This window comes from Nonomuraea sp. NPDC048916 (assembly GCF_040649575.1).
In the GTDB taxonomy this organism is placed as follows: domain Bacteria; phylum Actinomycetota; class Actinomycetes; order Streptosporangiales; family Streptosporangiaceae; genus Nonomuraea.
Map to the genome: position 1 here is coordinate 1 of NZ_JBEZFS010000232.1, position 443 is coordinate 443.

Sequence of the window (443 nt, forward strand, 5' to 3'; positions counted from 1 at the left end):
GGCGGCTACCCGCACCCCGACCACATCATGACGCACACGATCTCGATGATCGCGTTCGACGGTGCGGCCGACGCGGAGCGCTTCCCCGAGGACGAGTTCGGCCCGGTCTGGACGCCGCGGAAGCTCTACTACAACCAGGGCTTCAACCGGCCGCGCACCGTCGCGCTGCACGAGGCGCTGATCGCACGGGGCCTGGAGTCCCCGTACGGCGAGTGGCTGGAGCGGTGGAAGGAGTTCGAGCGCGTCGAACGCACGCTGACCACGCACATTCCCTGCGACGAGTTCTTCGAGATCCGCGACAAGGCGCTGATCGCGCACGCCACGCAGATCGACCCGGAGGGCGGCTGGTTCCGGGTTCCGATGGACATCCAGCGCGAGGTCTGGCCGACCGAGGAGTACGAGCTGGCGAAGTCTCTGGTCGATACCTCCCTCCCCGAGAGCGA

General features: G+C 67.7%; 1 pseudogene. It reads left to right on the forward strand.

The window, feature by feature from the left end:
• Window positions 1–443, forward strand: a pseudogene (locus AB0C16_RS40615) (mycothiol conjugate amidase Mca); the annotation flags it as partial.